Raw genomic sequence first — 25743 nt, forward strand, 5'->3', positions numbered from 1 at the left:
CTCGATCAGCGAATTCTTCAGGAACGATGCGATGATCAGGGACTGTGACTGTACGACGACTCAGTGTAATCGGAGCCACGGGCTCGATCGGCACCCAGACCCGTGACGTGCTCCGCCTGCACCGGGAGCGCTTCCGCGTGACGGGGCTCGCAGCCGGTGGGAACCTGACGGAGCTCGCGGCCCAGGCCGTGGAGTTCTCCGTCCCCGCGATCGGCCTGGCGCACCCTCCCGCCGCCGATGCCCGGGCCGCCATCCGCTCCGCGCTCGCCTCCGAAGCCGCCCGCCAGCATCTGCCGGACCCCGTCGAGGTCATCGAGACCGGTCCCGAGGCCCCCGCCAGGATCGCCGCGCTGGCCACCGACGTCGTGCTCAACGCCGTGACCGGTGCTGCGGGCCTCGACGCGACTCTTGCGGCGCTGGAGGCCGGCACCGATGTCGCGCTCGCGAACAAGGAGTCCCTCATCATCGGCGGTGACGTGGTGCTGGGTGCCGCCGCGGCCTCGGGAGCGGAGCTCATCCCGGTCGACAGCGAGCACTCGGCGATCGCACAGGCGCTGCGGGCGGGCCGGGCGGAGGAGGTGTCGAAGCTCATCGTCACCGCATCCGGCGGCCCCTTCCGCGGGTTCGACCGCGAGCAGCTGGAGACGGTCACCCCGGAGCAGGCCCTCGCCCACCCCACCTGGGACATGGGACGCGTCGTCACGACCAATTCCGCCGGCCTCGTGAACAAGGGCCTCGAGGTCATCGAGGCCCATCTGCTGTTCGGCATCCCGTACGACAGGATCGACGTCGTCGTCCACCCGCAGTCGCAGGTGCACTCGATGGTCGAGTTCGCGGACGGGTCGACCATCGCGCAGGTGTCGCCCCCGGACATGCGGCTGCCCATCGCGTACGCACTGGGAGCGGGGGAGCGGATCGGCTCCGGTGCCCCCGCCAACGACTGGACGCGGGCCTCGACGTGGACGTTCGAACCCGTCGACGACGAGGCGTTCCCCGCGCTGGGACTGGCAGTGGAAGCAGGACGTCGGGGCGGCACCTTCCCCGCGGTGTACAACGCGGCGAACGAAGTGTTCGTCGACGCCTTCCACGACCGCCGCATCCCCTTCACCGGGATCGCCGACGGGATCGCCGCAGCACTCGCCGACCACAGCAGCCGTGGGGCGGCGGACGGACCCGCGGCCGTCCAGACCGGCAGCGCGGCCGGTGCAGTCGCGCCGCTCACCCGTGACGCGGTGCTCGCGGCGGACGGCAGCGCGCGCTCGTTCGCCCACAGCTGGGTCGCCCGGCACGCAGGCGAAGGAGCCGCCACCGCATGACCGCGCTGCTCTACACGATCGGCGTCGTCCTCTTCCTCGTCGGCATCTCCGCCTCCATCGCGCTGCACGAACTCGGACACCTCGTTCCGGCCAAGCGGTTCGGGGTGAAGGTCACCCGGTACATGATCGGGTTCGGACCCACCTTGTGGGCGAAGCGCCGCGGCGAGACCGTCTACGGCGTCAAGGCGCTGCCGCTGGGCGGCTTCATCGCGATGCCAGGCATGTACCCGCCGGAGGACGAGTCGAACACACGCCTGGGCGGCAGTCGTCGCCGCGCCCGCCGCAGGAGGCCCCGACTGTTCGCCGGGGCGGTGGAGGATGCACGCGCGTTCTCGAACGAAGAACTGGAACCGGGGGAGGAGCACCGTGCGTTCTACGCGCTGAGCGTGCCGAAGCGGCTCGCCGTCATGTTCGGCGGACCGTTCGTCAACCTGGTCCTGGGGATCCTCGCGCTCGCCGTGAGCCTCCTGGGCATCGGGATGCCCGCACCCACGACCACGGTGCAGACCGTCGTCGAATGCGCCGTGCCCGCCGAGGTCGCAGCAGAGCGGACCGCGGAGGAACAGGCGGAGTGCCAGCCGGGCGACCAGCTCACTCCCGCATGGGAGCTCGGCATCGATCCGGGCGACACGATCCTGGCCGTCGACGGCGAGCCCGCGACGGACTGGAGCACGATGACCGGCCTCATCCGCGACGCGGCCGGGCGGACCGTGCCCGTCACGATCGAACGAGCGGACGAGGAGCGGACCCTCGACGTGCCGATCATCGAGACGGAGCGTCCGGTGCTCGACGACGACGGTGAGCCGGTCGAGGACGACGACGGCACCACGAGGACGGTGCCCGCGGGATTCCTGGGCGTGGGGCCCACACAGGAGTACCAGCCGATCCCGGTGGCCGAGTTCCCCGCGGAGGCGGGCAGCGCGATCGGCGGCACCTTCCACGCGCTCGCCACCCTGCCGCAGAAGCTCGTGGAGATCGCGCACGTCGCCTTCTCGGATGAGCCGCGTGACCCCGAAGGCCCGATGGGCATGGTGGGCGTGGGCCGTGTCGCCGGCGAGATCGCGTCGACGGACGAGGTGGAGACCGCCAGCGGCGAGGTCATCACGCTCGACATGGTCGACAAGGCGCAGACGGGGGTCGGCCTCTTCGCCTCCCTCAACCTCTTCCTCTTCGCCTTCAACATGGTGCCGCTCCTGCCCCTGGACGGCGGGCACATCGCCGTCGCGCTCTATGAAGGTGCCCGCAGGAGGATCAGCAGGTGGCGGGGGCGGGGGGTCGTCGGCCCGTTCGACACCGCGCGGCTGCTGCCGCTGACGTACGTCGTCGTCGCGTGCTTCCTGATGATGACGGTGCTCCTCCTCTACGTCGACATCGTCAAACCCGTGCGACTGTTCGGCTCCTAGGAGCGTGCGCCGCCTCACCCCGGGCGTCCAGAGTGTTCCCGGGGCCGCGGAGTACGATGGCTGACAACGTCCGGACCCGACCTGTTCGAAGGGAACCACCTCTGTGACCGCAGTGAACCTGGGTATGCCCGCGCCTCCTCCTCCCGTCCTCTCACCGCGCAGGAAGACGCGGCAGATCCAGGTCGGCACGGTGGGCGTCGGGTCCGACCACCAGGTCTCCGTCCAGTCCATGACGACGACGAAGACCACGGACATCAACGGCACCCTGCAGCAGATCGCAGAGCTCACTGCGGCCGGCTGCGACATCGTGCGTGTGGCCTGTCCCGCGACCGAGGACGCTGAATCGCTTCCGGCGATCGCTAGTAAGTCGCAGATCCCCGTCATCGCGGACATCCACTTCCAGCCCAAGTACGTCTACAAGGCGATCGAGGCCGGCTGTGCGGCTGTCCGCGTGAACCCGGGCAACATCCGCAAGTTCGACGATCAGGTCAAGCAGATCTCGAAGGAGGCGGCTGACGCCGGCGTCTCCATCCGCATCGGTGTGAATGCCGGTTCGCTCGACAAGCGCATCATGGACAAGTACGGCAAGGCGACGCCGGAGGCGCTCGTCGAATCCGCAGTCTGGGAGGCCTCCCTCTTCGAGGAGCACGGCTTCAACGACTTCAAGATCTCCGTGAAGCACAACGACCCCGTCATCATGGTCCGCGCGTACGAACTGCTCGCGGAGCGCGGCGACTGGCCGCTGCACCTGGGAGTGACGGAGGCAGGGCCTGCTTTCCAGGGCACCATCAAGTCCGCCACCGCTTTCGGCACGCTGCTCAGCCAGGGGATCGGTGACACCATCCGGGTGTCCCTGTCCGCACCCCCGGTCGAGGAGATCAAGGTCGGCAATCAGATCCTCGAGTCGCTGAATCTGCGTCCGCGCAAGCTGGAGATCGTGTCCTGCCCGTCCTGCGGCCGTGCCCAGGTCGACGTGTACTCGCTCGCGGACCGAGTGACTGCCGGGCTCGAAGGACTCGAGGTGCCGCTGCGCGTCGCCGTGATGGGCTGCATCGTCAACGGACCCGGCGAAGCGCGGGAAGCCGACCTGGGAGTCGCGAGCGGCAACGGCAAGGGACAGATCTTCGTGAAGGGCGAGGTCATCAAGACGGTCCCGGAATCCGCGATCGTCGAGACGCTCATCGAAGAGGCCATGCGGATCGCAGACGAGAACGGCCTGGCACAGGGCGATGCCGAGGTCGTCGTCGGATGACCCCGCACGTCCGGTGAGGATCCTCCCGCTCACGCACCGGTACACCGAGTGGCTCATGCACGTCCTGCAGGCGGACCCGGCGCGGAACTGCTATCTGCTGGCGCTCGTGAACGCGCGGGGGTCGGCGGACATCTCCGGTCCCACCGGCACGCTCTACGGAGTGTTCGACGATTTCGGCCCGATCGCCGCCTACTGGCTGGGCGGGAGCGTCGTCGCCGTCGACGCGACGCCGGAGACCAACAGGCCGATCGCCACTCTGCTCAACGCGAGAGGACGATGGTCGACGTCATTCATCGGCGATTCCTCGTGGGTCCTCGACCTCACGGATCAGCTGAACTGGGGCGACCCGCGTGGCGTGCGGCCCGCGCAGCCGCTCCTCGTCTGCGAGCAGGAGCCGGAGGTGTTCGCGCACCCCGGCGTGCGACTGGGCGTCGCCGCGGACTTCGGGCCGGTCTTCGCCGCGTCGGTGGAGATGTTCACGGAAGAGGTCGGCTTCTCTCCGATCGAGGAGGGGCAGCGCGAGTACCGCGCCCGTGTGCGCAGTCTGCTCGATCACCGCAGCACCCTGCTCGTCATGTCGGAGCGAGGCCCCGATGGCGGGCCGATCCGCGAATGGCCCGCGCCGGGCAGCTGGCAGCAGGTGATCTTCAAAGCGGATCTGGGGATCCGATCCGCGTCCGCAGTCCAGGTGCAGGGGGTGTGGACCCACCCGGACTTCCGCGGGCGCGGGATCGCGAGTGCAGCGATGGTGGCCGTCTCCGCACATGCCATGCAGCACGTCGCGCCGACGGCGAGCCTCTACGCGAACTCCTACAACGCTCCTGCGCTGCGCGCGTATGAGAAGGCCGGCTACGTCCAGCGCGGCACCTTCGCCACCGTCATGTACTGACGCGCGTGTCTTGATGCGCATGTCCTGACGAGCGACTGCTGCGTGGTCAGGGTGCAGCGTCGGCCCTGGTCGCGGGGAGCGGCCGCCGACCCGGTCACCGGGACGATCGTCCCCGCAGCCGATCGAGGTCCCGCCTGTCCTTCTTCGTGGGACGTCCCATCCCCTTGTCGCGGCGGGGCACCGGGGCGCGCAGTGCCGGATCCGGGGGAGGCGTGCGGTCCTCATAGCACTGCTGTGCGATCGGGGCTCCTGCACGCGTGGACAGCATCGCCCGCACGACGAGGATGCGCTCTCCGCCCGGAGTGCGCACGCGGATCGTCTGCCCGGCCGTGATCTTCTGGGCGGGCTTGGCGCGGGCGCCGTCCACGTGGACGTGACCGCCCTTCGCCGCGGCGGTGGCGGCGGAGCGGGCGCGGAACATGCGCACGGCCCACAGCCACACATCGACCCGCATCGAGGCTCCTGGAGTGACATCCGGTTCCGGCATGCGTGCAGACTACAGCGAGCCACTTAACGGTCGTTAGAACTCTCACGCTATGCTCAGTCACGAACATCTGCATCCCATTTCCGGTGTGGAGTCGGGAACCGCCCTCGGCGGGCGTCCGTGCTCCCGCCGCTGGACCAGGAAGGCGCGCGTGAACACGTCCTCCAAGAACAAGAAGAAGGGCGGCTTCGACGTCCAGCCCTTCATCAAGCCCGCCCTCATCGCCGGCGGCTCGATCGTCGCGCTCGGGGTCATCGTCCTCCTCGCGATCTGGCTGCGCACGATCCCGTCTGTTGAGGCCTTCATCGACAAGTACCCCGGGCAGGACCCGGTGAATGAGGTCGAGTCCGGTCTGCCCGCCTGGCTCGGCTGGCAGCACTTCCTCAACGCCTTCTTCATGCTCCTCATCATCCGCACCGGCATCCTGGTGCGGATCACAGAGCGGCCCAAGGGCCACTGGACCCGCAACAACAAGGGCCTGATCAAGACGAAGAAGGCTCCCGAGAAGATCACGATGAACCTGTGGATCCACTACATGTTCGACGCGCTCTGGGCCCTCAACGGCGTCGTGTTCTTCGTGCTGCTCTTCGCGACGGATCAGTGGAAGCGCGTGGTCCCGCTCAGCTGGGACATCTTCCCGCATGCGATCTCCTCGGCGCTGCAGTACGCGTCCATGGACTGGCCGGCGGAGATGGGCTGGACGAACTACAACGCGCTCCAGCTGATCGCATACTTCACGGTCATCTTCATCGCCGCGCCGATCTCGCTCGTCACCGGTCTGCGGATGTCGAACGTCTGGCCCGAGGACTCGGGGATCAACAAGGTCTTCCCGGCCCCCGTCGCGCGCGCTCTGCACTTCCCGACGATGGTGTTCTTCCTCGTCTTCATCGCGATCCACGTGTTCCTCGTGTTCGTCGGTGCGGTCGTCGGCGGCCACGGGATCTTCGGCAACCTGCAGCACATGTACGCGGCATCCCCGGATGCGCCGTGGTTCGCCTTCATCATGTTCGCGATCTCGATCGTGGTCATGGTCGCGGCCTGGTTCCTGGCGCGGCCGGTCTTCCTCACCCCCGTCGCCAACATGTTCGGCAAGGTGAGCCGCTGACGGAGCAGTCTCCTCGGCACCGTCCACGCGACGCGCGCACGCCCGGCACCCTGCGCAGGGTGCCGGGCGTGCGCGCGCCGAGACGCAGAGGTGCCGGTGTCGCCCGAGGAGCTGGGCGTCCTGTGATGCGATCAGACGTCGGAGCGGACCACGGGCCCGGTCCGCGCATCCGGTCCTCGGTCAGCGGATCGGGGCGGCGCCCCGGTGATAGAGTTCCAGCGTCCGTCCCGTCGTCGACCGTTCTCCGAGGAGTGCCCGTGCCACTGCGCATGTCCAGTCTGTTTGTGCGTTCTCTCAAGGAGGACCCGGTCGACGCCGAGGTCGCGAGCCACAAGCTCCTCCACCGCGCGGGATACATCCGCCGCTCCGCCCCGGGCATCTACACGTGGCTGCCGCTGGGCCTCGCCGTGCTGCGGCGCATCGAGACGGTCGTGCGGCAGGAGATCGAACGGGCGGGCTCGCAGGAGGTGCACTTCCCCGCGCTGCTGCCGGCAGAGCCGTACAAGGCATCCGGCCGCTGGGAGGCGTTCGGCGACCTCCTCTTCGAACTCAAGGACCGCCGGGACGGCGACTACCTGCTCGCGCCCACTCACGAAGAGGTGTTCACCCTCCTCGTCAAGGACCTCTACGGCTCCTACAAGGATCTGCCGCTCAGTCTCTACCAGATCCAGACGAAGTACCGTGACGAGGCCCGCCCGCGTGCCGGCCTGCTGCGCGGTCGCGAGTTCATCATGAAGGACGCATACTCGTTCGACCTCGATGATGAGGGCCTCGACGCGTCCTACCAGGCGATGCGCGACGCCTACGTCCGCATCTACGACCGGCTGCGTCTGCCCTACGTGATCGTCGAGGCGACCCCGGGGGCCATGGGCGGTGCCGGTACAGAGGAGTTCCTCTACCCGTCGGTCGTCGGCGAGGACACCTACGTGCGCACCGCGGGCGGATATGCGGCGAACGTCGAAGCCGTGACGACAGTCGCTCCGGAGCCGGTCGAATGGGCCGACAGTCCGCAGGCGCACATCGAGCCGACCCCGGATACGCCGACGATCGCGACGCTCGTCGATGCCTCCAACGCACAGCAGCCGCGCCAGGACCGGGAATGGACGGCCGCAGACACGCTGAAGAACGTCGTCGTCGCGGTCACCCACGCGAACGGTGAGCGCGAGATCGTGGTCATCGGGCTGCCCGGCGACCGCGACGTCGACCTGGACCGCGCCGAGGGCACCGGCCGGCTGGGCGAGGGCGAGATCGCCGTGGAGGCGGCGACGGAGGCCGACCTCGCGGGGCTGCCCCAGCTGGTCAAGGGCTACATCGGCCCCGGCGTCTCCCTGACGGACCCCTTCCTCGGACTCGAGGGCGCGTCCGGCCTGCGCTACCTCGTCGATCCGCGGATCGCGGACGGCAGCCGTTGGATCACCGGCGCGAACCAGCACGGCCACCACGTCTACGACCTCGTCTACGGCCGTGACTTCGTCGCGGACGGCACGATCGAGGCATCCGAGGTCCGTCCGGGCGATGAGGCTCCGGACGGTTCCGGCCCGCTCGAGCTCGCGCGCGGTGTGGAGATCGGTCAGGTCTTCAAGCTGGGCCGCAAGTACGCAGAGGCCCTGGGGCTGACGGTGCTCGATGAGAACGGCAAGTCCCGCGTCGTGACGATGGGCTCCTACGGCGTGGGCGTGTCCCGCGTGATGGCGTGCATCGCGGAGGAGTACCACGACGACCGGGGTCTCATCTGGCCGCAGCACCTCGCACCCGCGGATGTCCACATCGTCGCCACCGGCAAGGACGCTGCGGTCTTCGACACGGCAGAGGCGCTGACCGCGGACCTCGAGTCCCGCGGAGTCCGCGTGCTGTTCGACGACAGGCCCAAGACGAGCCCGGGCGTGAAGTTCGGCGATGCGGAGCTCCTCGGGATCCCCACGGTCCTCGTGGTGGGTCGTGGGCTCAAGGACGGGAACGTCGAACTGCGCAACCGCACGGACGGCACGTCTGCGGATGTCCCTGTCGCGGCTGCGGCCGAAGCCGTCGTGGACCAGGTCGACGCGGGGTACGCACTCGTCGGCGACTCCCGCACCACCTACCTCGTGTGACCCCCGCGGCAGGCTCCGCCATCGAGGTGACGCTGGGGCTCATCCTGCTCCTGTTCGCCGTCGGTGTGTTCGCCGGGTGGATCGATGCGGTGGTGGGCGGAGGCGGGCTCGTCCAGCTCCCGGCACTGCTGCTGGTGCCCGGGATCACCGCCGTCCAGGCGCTCGCGACCAACAAGGTGGGGTCGATCGCAGGGACGACGGTCTCGTCGCTGACGTATCTGCGACGCGTCACCCCTGACCGGTCCGCGACGTTCCCCGCCGCGGGCCTCGCACTCGTCGGTGCGGTGGTGGGCGCGATGCTCGCCGCGCTCATGCCCGAAGGGGTCCTGCGTCCGGCGATCCTCGCCGTGCTCGTCGCGGTGGCGGTCTTCACACTCATGAAGCCCAGCCTGGGTGCCGAGGCTCGCCTGCGGTTCCCGCCCGATTCGGCGGCACACCACACCACGGCATGGGCGCTGGGCTTCGTCGTCGGCGTCTACGACGGTGCGCTCGGACCCGGGACCGGCTCATTCCTCGTCATCGGATTCGTCGCACTGATCGGCTTCAGCTTCCTGCAGGCGTCCGCCTCGAGCAAGGTCGTCAACTGGGCCACCAACCTCGGTGCGCTGCTGTTCTTCGTCCCCGCGGGCCATGTCGTGTGGTCCCTGGGGCTCGCAATGGCCCTGGGCAACCTGACGGGCGGCTACATCGGAGCGCGGACTGCGATCCGGCTGGGCAGCGGATTCGTCCGCATCGTCTTCATCGTGGTCGTGGGAGCGATGGTGCTGAGCATGGGGTGGTCCATGCTCGCCGGCGCCCTCGGACGCTGAGGATCAGCCGAGCAGCTTGAGACGGTGGGCGTTCATGCCGTGCACGCTGACGCGCGAGAGTGCCCGGGCGACCCACAGCGATCGGGCCGCGTCGCCCCATGCCTTCGGCGTGCCGCCCAGAGCTGAACGCAGGTACCAGAACATGTTCTCCACCTCGCGTGCGACGGCCGCACCCACCCCCAGAGCGGGGTCGACGGCGGCGCACCTGCACAGTTCCGACGCGAACTCGCGCAGCCAGGCGGCCTGCCCTTCGGGGTCGACCGCGGGGATCTCCGTCATCCGGTTCCAGAGGAGCGGCGCGATCATGTATTCGGCGGGTCCGTTGAGGGGCTGGGGATCGATGGCCTTCCACGTCGCGATGCCGGAGGCGTCGGGGTGTCCGGCGAGGATGTTGTAGTAGTGGAGGTCCGCGTGGAGCAGCCACGAGTCCTCTGAGCGGGCGAGGCGTTCGATCCACATCCGTGCGGCGTTCACGACCGACCAGTCCGCCGGGGTGAAGTCGGGGAACTCGCGGAGCAGGGCGGAGTCGGTCTCGAATCGGTCGAGCCACCCGGAGGCGATGTCCTGGACGCGGACCAGACCGGGCACCCCCGGGACGCGCAGCGCCTGGGCGAGCTGCCCCCACGTCGCCGGCACCTGGTCGAGGGGGAGGGCTGAGAGGTTCGTCTCCGTCCGCAGCCGCTCCTGGAGCGTCGCCCTGAAGCTCGCGTCATCCGCCAGCACCTGCACAGCACCGCGGCCGTTCCAGGCGCGCAGCGCGTCGAGGATCTGCGCATGGACGCGGGGATTGTCCACATTCGGCGCCGCGAAGCGGATGATCGCAGGGCGACGCTCCTGGGTGAGGACGGGGAGGACGAGCGATTCGCACCCGGCCCACGGGCTCGTGGGCTGTGGATCGAGGGTGAGACTCCAGCGATCGATGAGTTCGACGGCCATGAAGTCGAGCGCTCGGGTCCACGCATGGGTGTGGTGCTCGCCGTTGATCTCCCGCGCCGTCTCGTACAGCACGTTCGGCACTCTCATCCGTCCTCCTCCGGACTCCGCTGGGCGACCTCGAAGCGGAGGTCCTGGAAGCCGTCGGCGCGACGGCGAGCGCGGGCGCTGTCGTCCAGCCACGACAGGAAGACTGCGGGAGGAACGGCGCTGCGGGCACTCCAGAGCCGCTCGACCAGGGCATCTTCCGCGCCGCGGATCGCCGCGAGGGCGGTCGGGCCGTCGTCGGGCCGTTCCCCGAGCTTCCACGCGGGAGCGCTGGAGGGAACCGTCACGTCGTCAGCGAGCGTCGGAGCGATCGCCATGATCCCCCTGAGTCCGGCGATCCTGGCGTGAGACTCCCGCCGAGCAGGAGAGTCTGCGGCCAGGTGCACCGACGCCCGCTCATACACGTACTCAGCGATGTGCGACGCGGTGATGAGGGCGGCGAGCGGGTGTGCTTCGTCGCGCTCGGCAGGGGACGGGTGCGCGCCGGGGTCGACTGGTGCACCGGATCCGGCCTGGTCGGTGAGGCCCACGTCGAGCGCGGTCCGCACCGCATCGGCGAGCTCACCGCGGATCGATCCCGCGGCTTCGGGGTCCAGGTCACTGAGGTGCAGCAGAGCACCGGCAGCCACGTCTGCGAGGACGACGGCGGTGAGGCCGGTGCGGCGGCCCAGGGCGGGGGCGGCGGCGACGAACCGTCGAGCTGCGTCTGCGAGCCCTTCGGCCGCAGCGAACGGTGCGGGATCCGGGTTGGGCGGCGCGACCGGCTCGGCGAGGCCTTCCGGCGGGTTCCACGGGGGACCGACCGCCGCGGCGAATGCAGAGATCGCGTCCGCGGTCCCCTCGTCTGCCGTCGTGGCCGCGAGCGTGCGCGCCACCGCGTCACGGAGCGTGTCCACCGGGGAGAGGTCGGGCATCTGCGGGTCCCGGTCGAGGCGGATCCCGCAGCCGGCGGCTCCGGCGGTGACGAGGCCGAAGGCCGCGGCGAGCACCGTCCGGCGAACGGGTCCTCGTACACTCCCTTGCCTGCGCATGGGGACAATCGTAGCCGCAGGTCGTTAGGCTTCCGTGGAGGCGTCCGACGGGCCGCCCGACCGCACGCGAAAGGGATACATGGCACTTCACACAGACAGGATCCGCGACGAACTCGCAGGTCCACTCGCCGAGGCCGGGCTGACCGTCGAGGAGATCCGCGCCCATGCCGCCGGTCGGCATCGGACGCTCACCGTCGTCATCGACCTCGATGCGGATCACTCGGATCCCGTGCCCTTCGACACGGTCACGGAGGCGAGCCGCATGGTCTCCGAGGTCCTCGATGGGATCGAGGTGTGGGGCGAGCATCCGTACACACTCGAGGTCACCACCCCGGGAGCAGAGCGCCCCCTGACGGAGCCGCGTCACTTCCGCCGTGCCCGTGGACGGCGCGTCCGTGCGGAACTCGGGGCCGACGAGGGTGCGCCGAGCGACGGTGGGACCGTCGAGGGCGTCCTCACGGATGTGGACGATGAGGGGATCGTGCTGGAAGGAGTGCGGGACGGCGACCGGATCCTCTTCTCCGAGGTCGCCACGGCGCAGGTCGTCGTCTCCCTGCGCTGACCGGGGCGAACGTTCGCCTATAGTAGTGAGCCCGGGACGGCCCCCATCAGTGCGGGCCGGCATCCCGGGACACGCCGCGCCGCGCAGCACCACTGAGCGCACCACCGAGAAGGACGGGAAGAGATGGACATCGACCTCAGCGCCCTGAGGATGATCGAAACGGACAAGGAGATCCCGTTCGATACCCTCGTCGAGCTCATCGAACAGGCGCTGCTGCTGGCATATCAGCGCACGCCGGGAGCTTGGCAGGACGCCCGTGCCCAGATCGATCCGAAGACCGGCTCAGCGACCATCTGGGCGGTGGAGTTCGACAACGACGACATCCCGGTCGGCGAGTTCGACGACACTCCTGAGGACTTCGGTCGCATCGCGGCGATGACCGCGCGCAACGTCATCCACCAGCGTCTGCGCGATGTCGCGGATGATTCGGTGCTCGGATCCTTCAAGGATCGCGAGGGGCAGCTCGTCTCCGGTCGCATCCAGCAGGGACGCGACCCTCAGATGGTGCAGGTGGATCTGGGCGACGTCGAGGGCGTCCTGCCGCCCCATGAGCAGGTGCCGGGAGAGGCCTACGAGCACGGGGAGCGCATCCGTGTGCTCATCACCGACGTGCGGAAGGGGACACGGGGCCCGGCGATCACCGTATCGCGCACCCACCCCGACCTCGTCCGTCGGCTCTTCGCCCACGAGGCGCCGGAGATCGCGGACGGGACTGTGGAGATCACAGCGCTCGCACGGGAGGCCGGGCACCGCACGAAGATGGCAGTCCACGCCACCGCGGCCGGCGTCAACGCCAAGGGCGCGTGCATCGGCGAACTCGGATCGCGCGTCCGCTCGGTCATGGCCGAGCTCGGCCAGGAGAAGATCGACATCGTCGACTGGTCTCAGGATCCCGGGGCATTCATCGCCCAGGCGCTCTCGCCGGCGAAGGTGAAGAGCGTCGAGGTGCTCGACGCCGCGATGCGGTCCGCTCGGGCGACGGTCCCTGCGGACCAGCTGTCACTCGCGATCGGCAAGGAGGGCCAGAACGCTCGACTGGCCGCTCGCCTGACCAACTGGAAGATCGACATCGTCGCGGACTGACGCACAGCGCCATCCGGCGCAGCCGCCCGTGGACACGACACACGTGCGAGAGCGGCGCGGAGGCCTCAGCGCGGGTGCTGTAGACTGGTCCGGTGTCGATGGCAGTGCAGTCCCACCGGGTACCGACCCGGATGTGTATCGCCTGCCGCCGTCGTGCCCCCCAGACGCACCTTCTGCGGATGGTCGTGCGCAGGACGGACGAACCCCGAATCGTCGTCGACCCAGATCGTATGCTCCCCGGACGGGGCGCATGGATCCACGATTCGGCCGCGTGCTGGAAGCGAGCACGCGCGAAGAGAGCCTTTACCGCGGCGCTCAGGTCACCCGGTGCATCCGGTCCGGACCTGCCGTGTGACGAGGGATGGGACCACAGGAAGCAGGTATCTCGAATGGATTCCGTGTAGATGAGTGTCGCCCGATGATGACTCGAAACTATGGTCGTGAGCAGTGAGATGAGGACTGCACGGCCCTGATGAGGTCCTTCCTGCCCGGGAGGACCCGGACAGGAGAAAAGTGGCAAAGCCCCGTGTCCACGAGCTGGCAAAGCAGCTCGGCACAACAAGCAAGGAAGTGCTCAGTACACTTCAGGAGATGGGCGAATACGTCCGCTCCGCATCCTCCACCGTCGAAGCCCCGATCGTCCGCCGCCTGACGGAGGCGTACGAAGCGCGGGGCAAGACCACCGATTCCGCGAAGCCGGAGGCCAAGGCCGCAGCCCCCAAGCCGGGTGCAGCTCCGAAGCCCGGTGCCGCGAAGCCCGGCCCCCAGCCCCCGGCTCCGAAGCCCGGCGCTGCTCCGAAGCCCGGCGCCGCCAAGCCTGCACCGGCCGCCAAATCTGCGCCGGCAGCCAAGCCCGCGCCTGCTGAGAAGCCCGCACCGGCCGACGAGCCCGCGGCTCCTGCAGAGACGTCGGCTCCGGCCGCCGATCCTGCTCCCGCCGCGAAGCCGGGTCCCGCTGTGAAGCCGGGTCCCAAGCCCGCGCCCGAGGCACCGGCGGCCAAGCCGGACGCCGCGTCGCCGACGCAGGGCAGCGGCCGTCCCGGCAATAATCCGTTCGCTCCGGCGCAGGGCATGCCCAAGTCCGGCGCGAAGCCGGGGCCCAAGCCGGGACCTCGTGCTCCGCGGGGCGGTGGCGGTGGCCGTCCCGGCAACAATCCGTTCGCTTCGGCACAGGGCATGCCCAAGCCCGGTGCGAAGCCGGGTCCCAAGCCCGGCGCCGGTGCCGCGGGACCTCGTCCCGGTGCAGCGCCGAAGCCCGCGGCCGGCGGTGGGGCCCGCCCCGGTGTTCCGCGTCCCAATCCCGGGATGCTCAAGAACTCTGCGCTCGCCAAGCCGGGCACCGGAGGTCGGGGACGTCCCGGAGGTGCTCCCGGCGCCCCCGGCGGTGCTCCCGGAGCACCGGCAGGTCGCGGCCGTCCCGGCGGCGGTCCTCCCGGTCGCGGTTCCGGCCGCGGTCGTGGCAACACACAGGGCGCATTCGGTCGCGGCGGCGGTCGTCCGGCACGCGGGCGCAAGTCGAAGCGGGCGAAGCGCGCAGAGCTCGAACAGATGCAGGCTCCGTCCGTCGGCGGTGTCTCGGTCCCTCGCGGGGACGGCACCACGCCGCTGCGTCTGCGTCGCGGTGCATCGCTCGCGGACTTCGCGGACAAGATCAACACCGATCCGACGAACCTCGTCACGATCCTCTTCCACCTCGGTGAGATGGCGACGATCACCGCATCGCTCGACGAGGCGACGTTCGGCGTGCTCGCCGACGAACTCGGCTACAAGATCGAGATGGTGTCCCCTGAGGACGAGGACCGAGAGCTGCTCGAGACCTTCGACATCGACCTGACGGACGGCGGTGACGCGGAGGACATGCGTCCGCGCCCGCCAGTGGTCACGGTCATGGGTCACGTCGACCACGGCAAGACCAAGACGCTCGACGCGGTGCGGTCTGCCAACGTGGCAGGTGGAGAAGCCGGCGGCATCACGCAGCACATCGGTGCGTACCAGGTGAACGTCGAGCATGATGGCACGGAACGTGCGATCACGTTCCTCGACACCCCCGGTCACGAAGCGTTCACCGCGATGCGCGCCCGTGGTGCGAAGTCGACCGACGTCGCGATCCTCGTGGTGGCTGCGGACGACGGCGTCATGCCGCAGACGATTGAGGCGCTGAACCATGCGCAGGCGGCGAATGTGCCGATCGTGGTCGCAGTGAACAAGGTCGACAAGGAAGGCGCCAATCCGCAGAAGGTCATGCAGCAGCTGACCGAGTACAACCTCGTGGCGGAGGAGTACGGCGGCGAGACGATGTTCGTCCCGATCTCCGCACTCAAGCGCGAGGGCATCGACAAGCTGCTCGAATCCGTGCTCCTCACGACGGATGCCGCGCTCGTGCTGGAGGCGAACCCGAATCGTTCGGCCCGCGGCATCGCGATCGAGGCCAAGCTGGATAAGGGCCGCGGCGCCGTCGCGACCGTGCTCGTCGACTCCGGCACTCTGCGTCAGGGCGATGCCATCGTCTGCGGCACCGCGCACGGACGCGTCCGTGCGATGTTCGACGAGAACGGCAACCTGGTCGAGGAGGCGGGTCCCTCCCGCCCCGTGCAGGTGCTCGGCCTGTCGTCCGTGCCGCGCGCCGGCGATACGTTCCTCGCGACTGGCGATGACCGGACTGCTCGACAGATCGCGGAGAAGCGCGATGCGATCGAGCGGAACGCTCAGCAGGCACGCAGCCGGAATCGGATCAGCCTCGAATCGTTCACGCAGGCGCTCGAAGAGGGCAAGGTCGACATGCTCAACCTCATCCTCAAGGGCGATGTGTCCGGTGCGGTCGAAGCACTCGAGGACTCGCTCCTCAAGATCGACGTGGGCGACGATGTCGACATCCGGATCATCCACCGCGGTGTCGGTGCGATCACGGAGAACGACATCAACCTCGCGACGGTCGACAACGCGATCGTCGTCGGCTTCAACGTCCGCCCGGAGGCGAAGGCGCGCGACCTGGCAGAGGCCGAGGGCGTCGACGTCCGGTACTACTCGGTGATCTACGACGCGATCGACGACATCGAGGGCTCGCTCAAGGGCATGCTCAAGCCGGAGTTCGAGGAGGCCCACACGGGCTCCGCGGAGATCCGCGAGGTCTTCCGCTCGTCCAAGTGGGGCAATATCGCCGGTTCCATCGTCAGGGACGGGACCATCAAGCGGAACGCCAAGGCGCGTCTCACGCGCGATGGCGTGGTCGTGGGCGACAACCTCACGATCGAATCGCTGCGACGGTTCAAGGACGATGCCACCGAGGTCCGCGAGGGCTTCGAATGCGGTATCGGCCTGGGCAGCTTCAACAACGTCCGCGAGGGCGACCTCATCGAGACATTCGAGATGCGCGAGAAGCCGCGCGACTGACTCGCATGACCGTCCGGGGGCGGCTGCGGTGGCGCAGACCGCGTCATCGCAGCCGCCCGCGGGCGTCCTCGCACACATCCATCCATGACAGGGAGCCCCCATGGCAGATTCGACACGAGCACGGAAGGTCGCCGACCGGATCAAGGTGATCGTTGCCAGTACGCTCGAGAAGCGGGTCAAGGACCCGCGGCTCGGCTTCGTGACGGTGACCGACGTCCGACTGACGGGTGATCTCCAGAACGCCACCGTCTTCTACACGGTGTTCGGGACGGACACGGACCTCGAGGCGACCCGCGCCGCACTCGAATCGGCCCGCGGGCTCATCCGCTCTGAGGTCGGCAAGGGCCTGACGATCCGTCTGACTCCGACGATCGAGTTTGTGGCTGACGCGGTCCCCGCCGCTGCGGCAGAGCTCGATGAGCTCCTGGCACGGGCGAAGGCCCGTGACGCGGAGATCGCGGAACTGGCGCGTGATGCTGACCCCGTGGGGGACCCCGACCCGTATCGTCGCGGTCCGGACGAGGAGGCATCGGACGCGGAGTCCGGTGCCGACTCCGGTGCGCAGGATCGGTCTCATGACTGACTCGAACTGATGGTTCGACCGTGACTGTCACGGTCACGTTACAGAAGATCACACCCGTGGAGGGCGGCCGCAGAGGCCGCCCTCCACGCGTGTGACCAGGCGTATCACGGGAAGACTTGTGCTCGCCCGTGAGATGAGTACACTTGCTCGAGGTAACGGAACGATCACGAATCTGTGAAGGAACATCCGATTGGGTAAGCACTCGACACCTCAGCAGTCCTGGGTCACGACCGCACGCGATTTCGCGGGCGCGGTGGCAACGCTGCACCGCAAGCCCCAGGGCAGGCACGGCGGCCCCGCACAGGACCGGGAGATGACCGCAACGGGTGTCCTCCACACGGTTCGCCAGCGTCCCATGGTCGCCGCGATCGCCCTTCCCGCCGCCGCGACCGTCGGCATCGTCGCCTCGACCTTCGCCATGGGTCAGGCGGAGTCCGGCGGGACCGTCACTGCTGAGGACACCGCGCAGGTGAGCGACGTCGACACGCAGTCGGCCGACGCGGAGGCCTCGGCTCCCTCTGAGGAGGAGCAGCAGGAGGAGCTCGATCGCGAGCGCGAGGACTACGCCGAGTCCCTCAAGGACGACGACCGGTACGGCGGTGGCGGCGATTCGAGCATGACCGCCGTCCCGACACCCACGCCGACCCCGAGCTCGCCGTCGGCTGACCGCAGCGTGAGCTCGGCGGCCGGCAGTGCCGGTGAAGACGCAGAATCGGGTTCTGGGTCCGAATCCTCCGAGTCTGATTCCTCCGGGTCCGGAGGCTCCGGGGGCGGAGTGTCCGAGGCGCCCTGCTCCGTATCGTCGGAGATCGAATCCGGTCTCACTCCTGGCGGCACCGCGGCGTACCGCGCGGTATGCGCCGAATTCCCCGAGGTCTCTTCGTACGGCGGGCGCCGTGCCGATCCGGGCTCGGATCACAACAGCGGCAACGCCGTCGACATCATGATCTCCGGTTCGACGGGCGACTCCATCAAGGACTACCTGATCCAGAACAAGGACAAGCTCAACGTCAAGTACGTGATCTGGGAGCAGAAGATCTACGCCTCCTACACGGGCTGGTCCGGTCGTGCGATGGAGGACCGCGGTTCGGTCACCGCCAACCACTACGACCACGTCCACGTCTCGGTGAACTGATCCGGCCTGCCGTGGCCGCTGCGCCGAACGGGTTCCTGCTGCTCGACAAGCCCGCCGGATGGTCGAGCCACCGTGTCGTCTCCCGCGTCAGGAAGTGGCTGGGGACGCGCAAGGTCGGGCATGCGGGCACGCTCGACCCGATGGCCACGGGCGTCCTGGTCGTCGGGGTCGGGCCCTCCACCCGGCTTCTCACATTCGCCGTGGGCCTCGGCAAGACCTACACCGCCACCATCCGGCTGGGCGCGTCGACGCCCACCGACGACGCCGATTCCGCCCCGGACCGCTTCGCCCAGGCCGACCGCCTGGCAGCACTGGATCTGGAGCGGATCGAGGGCGCCCTCGGGTCCCTGCGCGGAGACATCCTGCAGCGGCCCAGCGCCGTGTCGGCCATCAAGGTGGACGGCCGCAGGGCCTACGCCCGTGTGCGGGCCGGCGAAGACGTCGAGCTCGACGCCCGCCCCGTGACGGTCTCCCGTTTCGACGTCGTCTCCGCTCTCCGCAGCTCGACTGCCGTTGCCGAGGACGGGGCTGAGCACGGTGTCGTGGACGTCGACGTCGTCGTCGACTGCTCATCCGGGACCTATGTCCGCGCGCTGGCGCGGGACCTCGGCGATGCGCTCGGCGCCTTCGGCCACCTCACTGCGCTCCGTCGCACGCGCGTCGGCGACTTCCCGATCGACGAGGCGCTCACCGTCCCCGACTTCGACGCGCATGCTCCGGTTCCGGAGCTCATCACGCCGGCCGCCGCCGCGGCCGCACTGCTGCCGACCATCGAGGTGTCCGCCGAGCAGGCCGTGCAGCTGCGGCAGGGTCGCTTCCTCGCACAGTCCGCGCTCAGCGCTCCCGCGGCTCCGGAGCCGTACGCCGCGATCAGCGGTGCAGAGAGAGGGGAGCATGGCGAACTGGTGGCCGTGCTCGATCGGCGCGACGATTCGTTCAAGTCCAGAGTCGTCTTCCCTGCCTGAGTACGCCGCCCGCTGAGGCTGGAAGCAACTTAATGTAGTTGCATTTTACGATGCAACCGAAAAAGATTGACACGAGCTGTGATCTGCGCTTCACTGGGAGCATGTTCGTCATGACCGTCGACCAGGTCGATTCCCGGGCTCACGCAGACGCTGTGCCGGCGCTGCTGGCGACTCTGCAGGGCGTGCCGGTGCGGCTTCCCTTCGAGCGCACCGCGGGCGACGAGGTCCAGGCAGTCCTCGAGGACCCTCGTGCGGTCGTCGACGCGTGGGAGGCCATCGTCCGCGACGGGCGGTGGAGGGTGGGCATCGGGATCGGTCACGATGTGGAGCTCGCCGACTCGAGCAGAGCCTCGCGCGGGGGGCCGTTCCTCGGAGCGCGGGACGCCGTCGACGAGGCGAAGGGACATCCTGATCGGGTCGCCGTGCGTGTGTCGCCCTCGGTCGATGATGCGTCCCAGAGTTCCCAGAGTTCCCAAAGCGAGAGCCGCGGCAGCGATGCGAGCGCTGCGGCGCGCGACGCGCAGACAGTGCTCCGCCTGCTCTCGATCGTCATCGACGAGCGGACCGACGCCGGATGGCGAGTCATCGACGCGGCGCGTGCGGCTCCGGATGCCACGCAGGCGCAGCTCGCGGATCAGCTGGGCATCACCCGTCAGGCCGTCTCGAAGGCCCTGCGCACGCACGACGCGGTCACGGTCGACGAGGGCCTGCGCACGGCGGCGCGCCTGCTCGCCCGCACTCTCGAGCTGTGTCCCACGGGCGTGAGCATGACAGCCGCCACGACTCGTGGAGCGGAGGAGGAGCTGTGATGGGCGGAGACGTCGTCACGACCATCGCGGCGCTCGGGGTCGGGATCGTCGCCGCGCTGCTGGGCTGGCCGCTCACGCGGCTGGTGCTCCGGGTGGCCGGCGGCCGGGACCGCGCGCGGGCTGCGCACGCTGAGGCGGACGTCGCAGAGGACTGCGCGGTCGCAGAGGAGGCGGTCGCGGAGGATGTCGAGACCGTCGGGCGGCCCACTGTCGCTGACGAGGTCGAGCCTGCCGCCGATGTCGACGACGACGGGCTCCTGCGCGGAGGGCTGTGGATCGGACTGCTGGAGCGGGGGTTCGTCGCAGGAGGGATCGCTCTGGGGGAGCCGTCGATCCTCGCCGTGGTCGTCGCGATCAAGGGGCTGGGGCGAGTCCCGGAGCTCCTCCGCAGCCCCACGGCCGGGGAACGGTTCATCATCGGCTCGCTGGCGTCGCTCGGAGTCGCGCTGGCCATCGGCGTCATCGGCCGCGCGCTCGTCGGGTGAGACCCTGCGCTACCCTGGACCGGGTGCCTCGCGCATGTGCGGAGGCGACGTCTCCGCGCCGGTCGCCGGCGCGGTCCGCACTGAACCGAGCTCACTGAGAGGACGCAGGTGGACATCTTCCGAAGGCCTGAGGACATACCCGCGGACTACGGCCGCACAGTGATCACCATCGGCAACTTCGATGGTGTGCACCGCGGTCATGCGGTCGTGCTCGAAGAGCTCCGAGCAGCGGCGGATTCCCGCGGCCTCCGGTCGGTCGTCGTGACGTTCGATCCGCATCCCAGGATCGTGCACCAGTCGGATTCGCCGGTGGAGCTGATCTGCAGCCTCGACCAGCGCCTCGGGCGGATCGCGCGATCCGGAGTCGATGCCGTCCTCGTCCAGCCGTACACCCTGGCCTTCGCGGATCAGACCGCGGAGGAGTTCGTCCTCGACTACCTCGTGGGCAGGCTCCGCGCCAGCGCAGTCGTGGTCGGTCGCGATGTCCGATTCGGCAGGGACAACACGGGAGACCTGGACGCGCTGACCGCGATCGGCCGTCGCCACGGCTTCGACGTCGTCGTCATCGATGAGGTGGGCGAGGGGTCCCGATACTCCTCGAGCGCCATCCGGCGGCTGCTCGAGGACGGCGACGTGCGCGCCGCTGCGGACCAGCTCGGCTACGACCACACGCTGACGGGAACCGTCGTGCACGGCGAGAAGCGCGGACGGGAGATGGGCTTCCCCACCGCGAACCTGGACCTCGAGGCAGAGGGGCTGGTCCCGGCGGACGGGGTCTACGCCGGCTGGATGCACTTCCCCGCCCGCGGACTGCAGCTGCCCACCGCGATCTCCGTCGGGACGAACCCGACGTTCCACGGCAGTGTGCGGACCGTCGAAGGCCATGCGCTCGACGTGCAGTTCGGGGACCTCGATGTGTACGGGGACACGATGGAGGTCTCCTTCGTCGAGCGCATCCGCGGACAGGTCGCCTTCCGCGGGATGGAGCCGCTCATCGCGCAGATGCATGAGGACGTGGACCGCGCTCGCTCTGTGTTAGTCTCGGGGTCGCCGTTCTAACATCGGCCGCGGTTCCACAGTGCTCGGACAGAAGGTTCGGGCGCCGCGCAGCGACACCACGGAGGACTCACATGGCTCTCGACCCCACGGTCAAGCAGGAGATCATCAAGGAGTACGCGACACATGAAGGCGATACCGGTTCTCCGGAGGTGCAGATCGCTGTCATGACTCGCCGCATCGCCGATCTGACCGAGCACTTCAAGGATCACAAGCACGACCACCACTCGCGTCGTGGTCTGCTCCTGCTCGTCGGACAGCGTCGCCGCATGCTCAAGTACCTGCAGAACACGGACATCACGCGCTACCGCGACCTCATCGGCCGCCTCGGCCTGCGCCGCTGAATCCGCCGGTCCGCCGCTCGGCGCTCGTCGGCCTCGGTGCCGGACGCTGAGCGACTCGAAGCCCCCTTCCATCCGTGCGGTGGGAGGGGGCTTCTGCATCCTCGCGGAGCGATTGGCCGGAGGTCGCCGGTCCACTTGCTACGATGGACCAGTCCAGTCACCGATGGCAGCGTCGTCGGTCCTCGACAGTGGCCTCCGCAATACGCATGTGCGTGGGCCTCGATCGAAGGCCGCCGAACTACGACGTGCCGCGCGAACGCGCAGCGCACTGCCGTCGGCCATACGGCGCCGGTCCCACACGGGGACGCGGCGCAACCATCCCGCCGCCCGCTCGTTCGACGTGCGCGGCGGCAGAACGGAGACACCGTGGGGATCAACCCCGAGTCCACCGTCGCCCATATCGACAACGGGCGCTTCGGTACACACACAGTCCGGTTCGAGACCGGCCGCATCGCACAGCAGGCCGCAGGCAGCGTCTGCGCCTACCTCGATGACGAGACGATGCTCCTGTCGGCCACGACCGCCAGCAAGAAGCCGAAGGAGCACTTCGACTTCTTCCCGCTGACGGTCGACGTCGAAGAGCGCATGTACGCGGACGGCCGGATCCCCGGCTCGTTCTTCCGCCGTGAGGGCCGGCCGTCCACGGACGCCATCCTCACCTGCCGACTCATCGACCGCCCGCTGCGCCCGACCTTCGTCAAGGGCCTGCGCAACGAGGTCCAGGTCGTCGTCACCGTCATGTCGGTGGCGCCCGGAGTCCTCTACGACACGCTGGCGATCAACGCCGCGTCGATGTCGACCCAGCTGTCGGGTCTGCCGTTCAGCGGCCCCATCGGCGGTGTGCGCATCGCGCTGATCGACGACCAGTGGGTCGCCTTCCCGACGCACGACCAGCTTGAGGACGCAGTCTTCGAGATGGCCGTCGCCGGTCGTGTCATCGGTGACGACGTCGCGATCATGATGGTCGAGGCGCAGTCGTCGGATCGGGTCGTCGACCTGGTCCGCGGCGGTGCGACCGCACCGACCGAAGACGTCGTCGCGAGCGGCCTCGAGGCCGCGAAGCCGTTCATCCGCGAGCTCGTCCGCGCGCAGAGCGAACTCGCGGCCCGTGCGGCGAAGCCCACGGCCGAGTACCCGGTCTTCCGCGAGTTCCAGGACGACGTCTACGCAGCCGTCGAAGAGCTCGCACTCGAGCAGCAGACGAAGAACTTCCAGATCGCGGACAAGCCGGAGCGCGAAGCCGCAGGCGACGTGCTGCTGACCTCGCTCTACGAGCAGCTCGGAGAGCGCTTCGAGGGACGTGAGGGAGAGATCGCTGGAGCGCTCAATGCGCTGACCAAGCAGGTCATCCGCAAGCGCATCCTCACCGAGCAGGTGCGGATCGACGGTCGCGGACTGAAGGACATCCGCCCCCTGTCCGCAGAGACTGATGTGCTGCCGCGTGTCCACGGCTCGGCCCTCTTCGAGCGCGGCGAGACGCAGATCCTGGGCGTCACGACCCTCAACATGCTCAAGATGGAGCAGCAGATCGACTCGCTGTCGCCGGTCAAGTCGAAGCGCTACCTGCACCACTACAACTTCCCGCCGTACTCCACCGGTGAGACCGGTCGTGTGGGCAGCCCGAAGCGTCGTGAGATCGGACACGGAGCGCTCGCAGAGCGAGCACTCATCCCCGTCCTGCCGACGCGCGAGGAGTTCCCCTACGCCATCCGCCAGGTCTCCGAGGCACTGAGCTCCAACGGCTCGACCTCCATGGGGTCGGTCTGCGCCTCGACGCTCGCGATGCTCCACGCGGGTGTGCCGCTGCGTGCCCCCGTCGCCGGGATCGCGATGGGCCTCGTCTCCGACCAGGTGGACACGCCGGACGGACCGCAGACCGCGTACGCCGCCCTCACGGACATCCTGGGTGCGGAGGACGCGTTCGGCGACATGGACTTCAAGGTGGCGGGCACCGGCGAGTTCATCACGGCGATCCAGCTCGACACGAAGCTCGACGGCCTGCCGGCGACCGTGCTCACTGCCGCGCTCAAGCAGGCCCGTGAGGCTCGCCTCGCGATCCTCGACGTGATGAAGGAGGAGATCGACGCCCCGGCGGAGATGGCTCCGACAGCACCGCGGATCATCTCCGTGAACATCCCGACCGACAAGATCGGCGAGATCATCGGGCCGAAGGGCAAGATGATCAATCAGATCCAGGAGGACACGGGCGCGCAGATCAGCGTCGAGGACGACGGCACCGTTCTCATCGGTGCCTCGGACGGCGTCGCGGCGGAAGCCGCCCGCAGCGCGATCAACGCGATCGCGAACCCGCAGGTCCCGGAGGTCGGAGAGCGCTACCTCGGCACTGTCGTCAAGCTCATGAGCTTCGGCGCGTTCGTGTCGCTGAGCCCGGGCCGTGACGGCCTGCTCCACATCTCGGAACTGCGGAAGCTGAACGACGGCAAGCGCGTGGAAGAGGTCGAGGACGTTCTCAGCGTGGGCCAGAAGGTCCAGGTCGAGATCACCAAGATCGACGACCGCGGAAAGCTGTCGCTCGTGCCGGTGGCGGACGACTCGGATGATGACGCGGCCGCGGCAACGGCCGAGGAGGCCTGATCCGCACACGTGAGTGAGCTCCTCTCAGCCGGGGAGGGCGGTCGCATCGAGCGCACCGTCCTCCCCGGCGGCATTCGCATCATCACCGAAACCATTCCCGGCCTGCAGTCGGAGACCGTCGGCGTCTGGGTGGGCTCGGGCTCACGCCACGAGTCCGACGTCGCTGCGGGATCCACGCACTTCCTGGAGCACATGCTCTTCAAGGGGACCGCCACTCGCAGCCCGCGGGACATCGCACGGGGCCTCGAGCGCACAGGCGGTGATTCCAATGCGGTGACGTCGAAGGAATACACCTGCTACTACGCGCGGTGCCTCGTGAGCGACCTCGATGCCGTGGGTGACCTGCTCTGGGACATGGTCCTGCGGTCCACACTCGACGAGGCGGAGTTCGGACGCGAGCGGGGGGTCATCGTGGAGGAGCTCGCGATGGCCGCCGACGATCCGACGGACCAGCTGTTCGAGGACTTCGAGGAGCTCGCGTTCGCCGGTCAGCCGCTCGGGCGTCCCGTCGGGGCGACGCGGGAGCAGATCCGTGTGCTCGAGCACGGGGTCCTGCGCGAGCACTACGAGGATGCGTACGCCGGCCCCGGGCTCGTGTTCGCCGCGGCCGGGGGAGCCTCCCACGCAGAGGTCGTCGACCAGGTCGCAGCGCACATCGCCGGTACGGGCGCGGCCCAGGCTCTCGTGACAGGCGCCGAGCGCGGGAGCACCGCGGGGGCGGCCTCGACGCGCGGAGCCGGCAGCGGTGGAACGCGGTCCGGCTCGACCGCGTCGCCGGCCGTGTTCACTCCGGGCCTCCATGTGCGCGAGCGTGCGACCGAGCAGCAGGGGATCATCCTCGGCACGGCGGGTCTGCACGAAGGCCATGAAGACCGCTTCGTGCACCTCGTCCTGTCGAACCTGCTCGGCGGCGGCATGGCCTCACGCCTGTTCCAGCGGGTCCGGGAGGAGCATGGTCTCGCGTACTCCGTCCACACCGTGCTGAGCCAGTATTCGGACGCCGGTCTGTTCGGCGTGTATGCGGGGTGTGCACCGGGATCTTCGGACCAGGTCCTCGAACTCGTGGGGGAGGAGCTCATCGGCATCGCCGACCGGGCCCCGGGCGAGGACGAGGTGGACGACGTGGTGTCGCAGCTGGCAGGGGGAACCGTTCTGGGGCTCGAATCGACCGCGGTGCGGATGAACCGGATCGCCCGCCATGAGCTGACCGGGATGCCCCTGCTGAGTGCCGAGGCGCTCATCGACCGCGTCCGCTCGGTCACCCCGGAGGAGGTCCGTGCGCACGCGGAAGGGCTCCTGGCCCAGAAGTGGGCACTCGCCGCAGTCGGCCCGCGGGGCGATCTGCGGATGCCCTCCCTGGGCTGAGCCGGGCAGTG

At 69.0% G+C, this 25743-nt stretch carries 23 protein-coding genes; 20 read left to right on the top strand and 3 right to left on the bottom strand.

From position 1 onward, the window contains the following. The first annotated feature begins 44 nt into the window (after window positions 1-44). The 4 genes from dxr (at window position 45) to BJEO58_RS04430 (ending at window position 4860) form a co-directional block, all read left to right on the top strand. Complete coding sequence (dxr, locus tag BJEO58_RS04415) at window positions 45-1316, top strand: 1-deoxy-D-xylulose-5-phosphate reductoisomerase (protein WP_101588068.1); 1272 nt, start codon at window positions 45-47, stop codon at window positions 1314-1316. Next, window positions 1313-2719 carry a M50 family metallopeptidase gene (locus BJEO58_RS04420; RefSeq protein WP_101588070.1) on the top strand — a complete coding sequence of 469 codons (1407 nt, stop codon included), beginning with the start codon at window positions 1313-1315 and terminating at the stop codon, window positions 2717-2719. Before dxr ends, BJEO58_RS04420 begins: the two co-directional genes overlap by 4 nt. A gap of 103 nt (window positions 2720-2822) precedes the next feature. Next, window positions 2823-3971 carry a flavodoxin-dependent (E)-4-hydroxy-3-methylbut-2-enyl-diphosphate synthase gene (gene ispG, locus BJEO58_RS04425; RefSeq protein ID WP_101588071.1) on the top strand — a complete coding sequence of 383 codons (1149 nt, stop codon included), beginning with the start codon at window positions 2823-2825 and terminating at the stop codon, window positions 3969-3971. 13 nt (window positions 3972-3984) lie between these two features. Further along, complete coding sequence (locus tag BJEO58_RS04430) at window positions 3985-4860, top strand: GNAT family N-acetyltransferase (protein ID WP_246075968.1); 876 nt, start codon at window positions 3985-3987, stop codon at window positions 4858-4860. Between the two features lie 94 nt (window positions 4861-4954). On the opposite strand, the gene BJEO58_RS04435 is transcribed toward BJEO58_RS04430, so the two are convergent. Further along, complete coding sequence (locus BJEO58_RS04435; protein ID WP_101588075.1) at window positions 4955-5347, bottom strand: RNA-binding S4 domain-containing protein; 393 nt, start codon at window positions 5345-5347, stop codon at window positions 4955-4957. Window positions 5348-5495: 148 nt separating this feature from the next. Between BJEO58_RS04435 and BJEO58_RS04440 the strand changes: the two genes are divergently transcribed. The 3 genes from BJEO58_RS04440 to BJEO58_RS04450 all read left to right on the top strand — a co-directional run bounded on the left by BJEO58_RS04440 (window position 5496) and on the right by BJEO58_RS04450 (window position 9348). Continuing rightward, the gene (locus tag BJEO58_RS04440) at window positions 5496-6449 is read left to right on the top strand and encodes a cytochrome b/b6 domain-containing protein (protein ID WP_101588076.1); all 954 of its coding nucleotides are present in this window, start codon (window positions 5496-5498) and stop codon (window positions 6447-6449) included. 257 nt (window positions 6450-6706) lie between these two features. After that, a complete protein-coding gene (locus BJEO58_RS04445) occupies window positions 6707-8539 on the top strand; it encodes a proline--tRNA ligase (RefSeq protein WP_101588078.1) in 1833 nt (610 codons plus the stop codon). Beyond that, entirely contained in the window at window positions 8536-9348 is an 813-nt protein-coding gene (locus BJEO58_RS04450; protein WP_101588080.1) for a TSUP family transporter, read from the top strand. The genes BJEO58_RS04445 and BJEO58_RS04450 overlap by 4 nt, the downstream gene beginning before the upstream one ends. Window positions 9349-9351: 3 nt before the next feature. On the opposite strand, the gene BJEO58_RS04455 is transcribed toward BJEO58_RS04450, so the two are convergent. Next, window positions 9352-10371 carry an aminoglycoside phosphotransferase family protein gene (locus tag BJEO58_RS04455; RefSeq protein WP_101588081.1) on the bottom strand — a complete coding sequence of 340 codons (1020 nt, stop codon included), beginning with the start codon at window positions 10369-10371 and terminating at the stop codon, window positions 9352-9354. After that, the gene (locus BJEO58_RS04460) at window positions 10368-11360 is read right to left on the bottom strand and encodes a hypothetical protein (protein WP_144573815.1); all 993 of its coding nucleotides are present in this window, start codon (window positions 11358-11360) and stop codon (window positions 10368-10370) included. Before BJEO58_RS04460 ends, BJEO58_RS04455 begins: the two co-directional genes overlap by 4 nt. 79 nt (window positions 11361-11439) lie before the next feature. On the opposite strand from BJEO58_RS04460, the gene rimP reads away from it, so the two are divergent. The 13 genes from rimP to BJEO58_RS04525 all read left to right on the top strand — a co-directional run bounded on the left by rimP (window position 11440) and on the right by BJEO58_RS04525 (window position 25732). Continuing rightward, the gene (gene rimP / locus BJEO58_RS04465) at window positions 11440-11922 is read left to right on the top strand and encodes a ribosome maturation factor RimP (RefSeq protein WP_101588084.1); all 483 of its coding nucleotides are present in this window, start codon (window positions 11440-11442) and stop codon (window positions 11920-11922) included. A 123-nt stretch (window positions 11923-12045) separates the two neighbouring features. Further along, window positions 12046-13005 carry a transcription termination factor NusA gene (gene nusA / locus BJEO58_RS04470; RefSeq protein ID WP_101588086.1) on the top strand — a complete coding sequence of 320 codons (960 nt, stop codon included), beginning with the start codon at window positions 12046-12048 and terminating at the stop codon, window positions 13003-13005. Between the two features lie 131 nt (window positions 13006-13136). Continuing rightward, entirely contained in the window at window positions 13137-13409 is a 273-nt protein-coding gene (locus tag BJEO58_RS15360) for a YlxR family protein (RefSeq protein ID WP_101588228.1), read from the top strand. 109 nt (window positions 13410-13518) lie between these two features. Next, complete coding sequence (infB, locus tag BJEO58_RS04480) at window positions 13519-16395, top strand: translation initiation factor IF-2 (protein WP_101588087.1); 2877 nt, start codon at window positions 13519-13521, stop codon at window positions 16393-16395. Between the two features lie 100 nt (window positions 16396-16495). Further along, entirely contained in the window at window positions 16496-16978 is a 483-nt protein-coding gene (gene rbfA / locus BJEO58_RS04485) for a 30S ribosome-binding factor RbfA (RefSeq protein WP_087008232.1), read from the top strand. A gap of 190 nt (window positions 16979-17168) precedes the next feature. After that, window positions 17169-18113, top strand: coding sequence for a VldE C-terminal domain-containing protein (locus tag BJEO58_RS15130; RefSeq protein ID WP_246075969.1), 945 nt, complete (start codon window positions 17169-17171; stop codon window positions 18111-18113). 11 nt (window positions 18114-18124) lie between these two features. Further along, the gene (gene truB / locus BJEO58_RS04495) at window positions 18125-19078 is read left to right on the top strand and encodes a tRNA pseudouridine(55) synthase TruB (protein WP_219617067.1); all 954 of its coding nucleotides are present in this window, start codon (window positions 18125-18127) and stop codon (window positions 19076-19078) included. Between the two features lie 101 nt (window positions 19079-19179). Continuing rightward, on the top strand, window positions 19180-19887 hold the full coding sequence (locus BJEO58_RS04500; protein ID WP_219617068.1) for a MarR family transcriptional regulator: 708 nt from the start codon (window positions 19180-19182) through the stop codon (window positions 19885-19887). Then, complete coding sequence (locus BJEO58_RS04505; RefSeq protein ID WP_087008238.1) at window positions 19887-20372, top strand: hypothetical protein; 486 nt, start codon at window positions 19887-19889, stop codon at window positions 20370-20372. The genes BJEO58_RS04500 and BJEO58_RS04505 overlap by 1 nt, the downstream gene beginning before the upstream one ends. A 108-nt stretch (window positions 20373-20480) precedes the next feature. Continuing rightward, window positions 20481-21431 (top strand): bifunctional riboflavin kinase/FAD synthetase, encoded by a 951-nt coding sequence (locus BJEO58_RS04510; RefSeq protein WP_101588093.1) that lies wholly within the window; start codon window positions 20481-20483, stop codon window positions 21429-21431. 71 nt (window positions 21432-21502) lie between these two features. After that, window positions 21503-21772 (top strand): 30S ribosomal protein S15, encoded by a 270-nt coding sequence (gene rpsO / locus BJEO58_RS04515; protein ID WP_101588095.1) that lies wholly within the window; start codon window positions 21503-21505, stop codon window positions 21770-21772. Window positions 21773-22138: 366 nt separating this feature from the next. Beyond that, window positions 22139-24367, top strand: coding sequence for a polyribonucleotide nucleotidyltransferase (locus BJEO58_RS04520; protein WP_101588096.1), 2229 nt, complete (start codon window positions 22139-22141; stop codon window positions 24365-24367). A 9-nt stretch (window positions 24368-24376) separates the two neighbouring features. Beyond that, complete coding sequence (locus BJEO58_RS04525) at window positions 24377-25732, top strand: M16 family metallopeptidase (RefSeq protein WP_101588098.1); 1356 nt, start codon at window positions 24377-24379, stop codon at window positions 25730-25732. The last annotated feature ends 11 nt before the right edge of the window (window positions 25733-25743 follow it).

Origin of the sequence: Brevibacterium jeotgali, assembly GCF_900169175.1 — a bacterium.
GTDB lineage: Bacteria > Actinomycetota > Actinomycetes > Actinomycetales > Brevibacteriaceae > Brevibacterium > Brevibacterium jeotgali.